A 6,522-nucleotide genomic window follows, 5' to 3' on the forward strand; every position below is an offset into this window, starting at 1 on the left:
ATCATGGCGGCCGCCAGTGCCTGATCCAAAAGGTTTCCTGAAATACACCCACCGCGAAACGCCGAAGCGCCGGCCGGTGGACTTACGGCTCAAAGACTGGGACGAGGTCTACGAAGACTTCCCGCACTCGACCCTGCAGCACCAGGCGGCTCGGTGCATGGACTGCGGGATTCCGTTCTGCCACAACGGTTGTCCACTGGGCAACCTGATTCCGGAATGGAATGACCTGGTTCGCACCGACCGGTGGCGCGACGCGATCGAGCGGCTGCACGCCACCAACAACTTCCCGGAGTTCACCGGCCGGCTCTGCCCGGCGCCGTGCGAGTCCTCATGCGTGCTCGGCATCAACCAGGACGCGGTGACGATCAAGCAGATCGAAGTCGAGATCATCGACAATGCCTTCGACGAAGGCTGGGTGGTTCCGCTTCCGTCCGAACAGCACACCGGGAAGACGGTGGCCGTCGTCGGCTCCGGTCCAGCCGGTCTGGCCGCCGCGCAGCAACTGACCCGGGCCGGACACACGGTGACGGTCTTCGAGCGCGCCGACCGCATCGGCGGGCTGCTGCGCTACGGCATCCCCGAATTCAAGATGGAAAAACGGCACCTGAACCGCAGGCTCGAGCAGATGCAGGCCGAAGGCACCGAGTTCCGTGCCGGCGTCAACGTCGGTGTCGACATCACCGCCGAGCAGTTGCGCTCCGACTTCGACGCGGTGGTGCTGGCCGGCGGGGCCACCGACTGGCGCGACCTGCCGATCCCGGGCCGCGAGCTGGACGGCATCCACCAGGCGATGGAGTACCTGCCCTGGGGCAACCGGGTGCAGGAGGGTGACGACGTGCTCGGCGCCGATGGCGAGCCGCCGATCACCGCCAAGGACAAGAAGGTCATCATCATCGGCGGCGGCGACACCGGTGCCGACTGCCTGGGCACCGCACACCGTCAGGGTGCGGCGAGCATCCACCAGTTCGAGATCATGCCGCGCCCACCGGACACCCGCGCCCCGTCCACGCCGTGGCCGACCTACGCGATGATGCTCCGGGTGTCTTCGGCGCACGAAGAGGGCGGCGAGCGCGTCTTCTCGGTCAACACCGAGGAATTCGTCGGCCGGGACGGTCACGTTGCTGCGCTCAAGGTGCACGAGGTGACGATGCAGGACGGCAAGTTCGTCAAGACCGAGGGCAGCGACTTCGACATCGACGCCGATCTGGTGCTGTTGGCGATGGGGTTTGTCGGGCCGGAGAAGAAAGGCCTGCTGACGGAGTTGGGTGTGGAGCTCACCGACCGTGGAAACGTGACGCGCGGTGCCAACTTCGAGACGTCGGTGCCGGGTGTCTTCGTTGCAGGTGACGCTGGTCGCGGCCAGTCGCTGATCGTCTGGGCGATTGCCGAGGGCCGTGCCGCGGCTGCCGGTGTGGACCGGTTCCTGATGGGCGAGACTGCGCTGCCGGCGCCAATCGCGCCCACCGCGGCCCCGCAGCGCTAGTCACATTCGTCACAGCAGAAACATTTGATAAATTCTGCGGCGCGTCCTACACTGTTTGCCAGCCGGAGGCTGTCTAATAGTTCGATACGGGCGTCGCGGGGTGTGGGGCCCGGTTGAGCTGATCGACCGCAGGAGTTAGCGCTGTGTACATGAACCCGATGGCCCGTTCCCGGGTCGGCCGAATCGCCTGGTCATGGTTCCGCCACCCAGTTAAGAGCCGCGAATTCCCGGCGAAACTCGAGCGCCTGGTAACCGCGGACGAGCTGCTACGCTTCGGCGTTTAACTGCTCCCCAGAACCGCTCGCAGATAACAGGGAGCGTTTGCTCGACGTCACTATTCTGTGACCTTCTGCGAGATGCAATAGATCTTTGCGCCATCTCTTGATTGCCGATCGCGCGTCGGATTTGCCCGTTCTGCCTCCAACCCATTTCCAAATGGGGATTGTTAGCGTGCGCCGTCCATCAGGATCTGACTCACGTTTGCTGGCCACCACGGCCGATACGTCACGGAAAGGCTGTTCAATGACCTTCACGCCCCCTCCTGGCAACTATCCGCCCCCGCCACCTGGCAACTACCCGCCGCCGCAGGGATACCCGGCGCCCGCGGCGCTGCCCGCCGCCGCCTACACACCGTGGATCACGCGGGTGCTCGCGACTCTCATCGATCAAGTGCCCTACGCCGTCCTCCTGGGGATCGGTCTCGGCATCGAGGCCGCCACGCAGGAAACCGCCTGTGTGACAGATACGTCCGGACTCAATCTCGGTGATGTGTGTGCTACCGGAAACTCCACGCTGGGCGTCGCGGCGGTCCTCGTCTCCGCGCTGGTCGGCCTTGGGTACGTGGTCTGGAACTACGGCTACAAACAGGGCACCACGGGGTCGACCATCGGTAAGTCGATCCTCAAGTTCAAGGTGGTCAGCGAGGCGACCGGCCAGCCGATCGGATTCGGCATGTCCATCGTGCGCCAACTCGCCCATGCCATTGACGGGATCATCTGCTACGTGGGCTTTCTGTTCCCGCTATGGGACGCGAAGCGGCAGACGCTGGCCGACAAAATCTTGAACACCGTTTGCCTGCCCACCATCTGAATATCGGTGGGGCGTTTGCCCGCCCGAGATTTACGTGATCAGCCCCGAGTCGCGGATTGCCTCGGCCAACGGTTCCAGCACGGCCGGGTCGTGCGGTGGCGGGATGTACACGATGCCCAGATCGAGCCCTTCGGCGGCCAGGGCGGCGGCGTCGTCGATGACCTTCGCGTAGTTGAGGTCGGGCTCCAGGCGCAGGTGCGCCGACGTGATGATCTCCTTGGGGTCGCGCCCGATGTCCGCGCAGTGCGACGCCAGCACGTCGCGCTTGTGGGCGAACATGTCAGGTGGACCACCGGCGAAGTTCCAGTGCTGGGCGTAGCGGGCGGTGATCCGCAGCGTGCGCTTCTCGCCGCCGCCGCCGATGCAGATCGGCGGGTGCGGGCGCTGCGGCCCCTTGGGTTCGTTGCGCGCATCCTTGAGCTGGTAGAACTTGCCGTCGAAGTTGGTGGTCTCGTTGCTGAGCAAGCTGGTCAGCACCTCGCAGGCCTCTTCGAACCGGTCGAAGCGCTCCCGGATGCTGCCCAACTCGATGCCGTAAGCGCCCGACTCCTCCTCGTTCCAGCCGGCCCCGATTCCCAGCTCGAGGCGGCCGTCGGAGATGACGTCCAGTGCCGCAGCCATGTTGGCCAGCACGGCGGGATGGCGGTAGTGGATTCCGGTGACCAGGGTGCCCAGCCGCAGTCGCTTGGTCGCCTGGGCCAGCGCGGTGAGCGTGGTCCAGCCCTCTAGACACGGTCCGGTGCTGTCGCTGAAGATCGGGTAGAAGTGGTCGAAGGTCCAGCCGGACTCGAAAACGTCGATGTCGTCGGCGGCCTGCCAGACCGCCAGCATCCGTGCCCAGGTGGTGTTTTGGGGAGAGGTTTTGAAAGCAAATCGCATAAACCCGACGGTAGTCCAGGTTTTGCAGTCGTGCCGCGACGGATTGCGCTACGACGTCAGCATCACCTTGTTGGCCGCCGGCCTGATCTTCCTGCTGGCGTTGGTGCTCGGGGTGTGGAAGTACCGCCAGATATTGGTGTCCGACGACCACCGCGCCCACCCTTACGTCGACATCGCGCATCGGGCGGCGCTGCTGTATTCGTTTGCGACGCTGCTGGTCGCAGTGTTCGTCCAATTCAGCGCGTGGCCGGCCTGGATCAACCTGACCGCGGCGATGGTCCTGGTGTTCTTCTTCGTCGCCGCGATTCTCAGCTACATCGAGCACGGGCTGAAGCGCGACACCGACAATCAGTTCGCCCATCCCGACCGGGCGCTGCGGGTGGGGATGCCGGCGCTCGTCGTCGGCGAGGTTGGCGGCTTCGGCGTGCTGCTCGCAGGGTTCATCGCCGGGCAGTGGTTCTAGCCGGCGAGGCACACTGAAGAGATGGACCCGGTAGCCGCTCTGCGACAGATCGCCTACTACAAAGACCGCGCTCGAGAAGACTCCCGGCGGGTGATGGCCTACCGCAACGCCGCCGACATCGTCGAGGGCCTCGACGACGCGGCGCGTGAACGGCACGGTCAAGCCAACAGCTGGCAGTCGCTGCCGGGCATCGGGCCGAAGACCGCAAAGGTGATCGCACAGGCCTGGTCCGGCCGTGAGCCCGATGCGTTAGTCGAATTACGCTCGGCCGCAGAGGATCTCGGCGGCGGCGAGATCAGGGAGGCGCTGCGGGGCGATCTGCATCTGCATTCGAACTGGTCGGACGGTTCGGCGGACATCGAGGAGATGATGGCCACCGCGGCGTCGTTGGGCCACGAATACTGTGCGCTGACCGATCATTCGCCGCGTTTGACGATCGCCAACGGCCTGTCGCCGGAGCGACTGCGCAAACAACTCGACGTCATCGACGGGCTGCGGCAGCGGTTTGAGCCGATGCGGATCCTGACCGGCATCGAAGTGGACATCCTCGACGACGGCAGCCTCGATCAGGAACCGAAGCTACTGGAACGGCTGGACATCGTGGTGGCCAGCGTGCACTCGAAGCTGTCGATGGATTCCGCGGCGATGACCCGCCGCATGGTCCGCGCCGTCAGCAACGGCCACGCCGATGTTCTCGGTCACTGCACGGGACGACTGGTCGCCGGCAATCGCGGCATCCGGCCGGAGTCGTCGTTCGACGCCGAAGCGGTGTTCACCGCCTGCCGCGAGCACGGCACCGCCGTCGAGATCAATTCCCGGCCGGAACGCCGTGACCCGCCCACTCGGCTGCTGAGCCTCGCGCTGGAGATCGGCTGCGATTTCAGCATCGACACTGACGCGCACGCGCCCGGCCAACTCGACTTCCTCGGCTATGGCGCCCAGCGTGCGCTGGACGCCGGCGTGCCCGTCGATCGCATCGTCAACACCTGGCCGGTCGACACGCTGTTGGAGTGGACGGCAACCTGACCCGGCGGGGGGCCCCTTGGTCACCGACAGACATCATCAACGACATCAGCAGCACGCTGTCGTATGACTACTCCTCGTTGCTCCCCATTGCGGATGCATTCAATGTGTCCCTCACCAGCCTCCCCGCATACGACGCGAACATCGTCACGGATCAGCTCGACGCCGGCAACCTCCTGAACGCGATCCTTGATCCGTCGTCCGCCAACACGGCACTGGTTCCCTACGATCTGCTACTCGGTGTCGACTCCGCTCTGTTTGCGGCCTTAGGCACGTTCGCCAACCTCGCGGACCTGTTCTCGTAACCGCGCCCGCGAGCGAGTGCTTAGACCGCATCAGTCGGGTAGATGGGGCATCTCCAAACCTGGGTCGCGACCGACCAACACCCCGCGGGTGAGCGCCGCGCGACCATAGCGCCGACGCACCTGGTCGACCGCCGTGTCGACGGCGGCGGGCTCACCGCGCGTGATCAGCGGCAGCATCAGTTGCTCGGCGCCGTCGCGGTCGATCTCGGAGACCGCGAAGCCGACCAGCGTCAGCCCGCGTTCGGCGATCAGCGGGGCGGCGGCCGCGACCAACCGTCGCGCCGTAACGAGCAGGGCATGCGTCGAGCAGGTCGCCCACGGCAGCGTGTGCGACCGGGTGGCGCGGCCAAAGTCGTTGAACCGCAACCGCAATGTGACGGTCCGGCCGGTGCGTCCGGCTGCGCGCATCCGGCTGGCGATGCGGTCGATCAGGCCGATCACCACCGCGTCGATCTCGGCCGCCGACATGGTGTTGCCGGCGCGGCCCAGCGCGCGCTGCGCCCCCACCGAACGCCGTCGCACACCGGTCGTAACCCGGCGGGTGTCGACGTTGTGCGACAGCGCATACAACCGACCGCCCATCCCCCCGCCCACCAGCGACGCCAGCGTGGACTCGCTCAGCTCGGCGACGTCGGCGACCGTGTCGATGCCGTGCGCACGCAGCTTCTCGGCGGTCACCGCCCCGACGCCCCAGAGCCGGCGAACCGGCAGCGGGTGCAGGAAGTCGAGCTCGCGACCGGGCGGAACCAGCAGCAGGCCATCGGGTTTGGCTTCCTGGCTGGCCACCTTTGCCAGGAACTTCGTCCGCGCGATACCGACCGTGATCGGCAGCCCGACCCGGGAGCGGACGTCGCTGCGCAGCCGGGCCGCAATCTCGACTGGGGTCCCGGAAATGCGACGCAGCCCGCCCACGTCAATGAACGCCTCGTCCACCGAAATCGCTTCCACCAGCGGTGAGGTGTCGCGGAACACCTCGAACACCGCATCGCTGGCCTGGCTGTACGCGGTCATCCGGGGCGGGACCACCACCGCCTGCGGGCACAGCCGCCGCGCCTGGGCACCGCCCATCGCGGTCCGCACGCCGTAGGCCTTGGCCTCGTAGCTGGCCGCGAGGACCACCCCGCCGCCGACGATCACCGGCCGGCCGCGCAGGCCCGGGTCGTCACGCTGCTCGACGGACGCATAGAACGAGTCGAGATCTGCATGCAGGATCTCGGCCGCCCGGCCCGGCGCGCGTGACACGAACATATGTTCGCATCAATGGGTGACTAGGCTAGACC

At 66.3% G+C, this 6,522-nt stretch carries 6 protein-coding genes and 1 pseudogene; 5 read left to right on the forward strand and 2 right to left on the reverse strand.

Annotated features, from left to right (window positions below; genetic code table 11):
- Positions 1-16: 16 nt before the first annotated feature.
- Both WAN02_RS19070 and WAN02_RS19075 read left to right on the forward strand, forming a co-directional pair.
- Entirely contained in the window at positions 17-1,483 is a 1,467-nt protein-coding gene (locus tag WAN02_RS19070; RefSeq protein WP_422265806.1) for a glutamate synthase subunit beta, read from the forward strand.
- A gap of 534 nt (positions 1,484-2,017) precedes the next feature.
- Positions 2,018-2,572, forward strand: a pseudogene (locus tag WAN02_RS19075) (RDD family protein); the annotation flags it as partial.
- A gap of 30 nt (positions 2,573-2,602) precedes the next feature.
- On the opposite strand, the gene WAN02_RS19080 reads toward WAN02_RS19075, so the two are convergent.
- A complete protein-coding gene (locus tag WAN02_RS19080) occupies positions 2,603-3,451 on the reverse strand; it encodes an LLM class F420-dependent oxidoreductase (protein WP_422265802.1) in 849 nt (282 codons plus the stop codon).
- Between the two features lie 22 nt (positions 3,452-3,473).
- On the opposite strand from WAN02_RS19080, the gene WAN02_RS19085 reads away from it, so the two are divergent.
- The 3 genes from WAN02_RS19085 to WAN02_RS19095 are packed head-to-tail and all read left to right on the forward strand — an operon-like array spanning position 3,474 to position 5,242.
- Entirely contained in the window at positions 3,474-3,914 is a 441-nt protein-coding gene (locus WAN02_RS19085) for a TMEM128 family protein (RefSeq protein ID WP_422265807.1), read from the forward strand.
- A gap of 21 nt (positions 3,915-3,935) precedes the next feature.
- A complete protein-coding gene (locus WAN02_RS19090) occupies positions 3,936-4,940 on the forward strand; it encodes a PHP domain-containing protein (RefSeq protein WP_422265803.1) in 1,005 nt (334 codons plus the stop codon).
- The gene (locus WAN02_RS19095) at positions 4,925-5,242 is read left to right on the forward strand and encodes a hypothetical protein (RefSeq protein ID WP_422265804.1); all 318 of its coding nucleotides are present in this window, start codon (positions 4,925-4,927) and stop codon (positions 5,240-5,242) included. Before WAN02_RS19090 ends, WAN02_RS19095 begins: the two co-directional genes overlap by 16 nt.
- 30 nt (positions 5,243-5,272) lie before the next feature.
- On the opposite strand, the gene dinB is transcribed toward WAN02_RS19095, so the two are convergent.
- Positions 5,273-6,490: a DNA polymerase IV gene (gene dinB, locus WAN02_RS19100; protein ID WP_422265805.1), complete on the reverse strand. Its 1,218-nt coding sequence runs from the start codon at positions 6,488-6,490 to the stop codon at positions 5,273-5,275.
- Positions 6,491-6,522: the final 32 nt, after the last annotated feature.

It is taken from the genome of Mycobacterium sp. (assembly GCF_049281135.1).
In the GTDB taxonomy this organism is placed as follows: domain Bacteria; phylum Actinomycetota; class Actinomycetes; order Mycobacteriales; family Mycobacteriaceae; genus Mycobacterium.

Excerpts from the sequence above, each read along its gene's own strand:
- WAN02_RS19080 (WP_422265802.1), bottom strand. The coding sequence starts at position 3,451 with ATGCGATTTGCTTTCAAAACCTCTCCCCAAAACACCACCTGGGCACGG.
- WAN02_RS19090 (WP_422265803.1), top strand. The coding sequence starts at position 3,936 with ATGGACCCGGTAGCCGCTCTGCGACAGATCGCCTACTACAAAGACCGC.
- dinB (WP_422265805.1), bottom strand. The coding sequence starts at position 6,490 with ATGTTCGTGTCACGCGCGCCGGGCCGGGCGGCCGAGATCCTGCATGCA.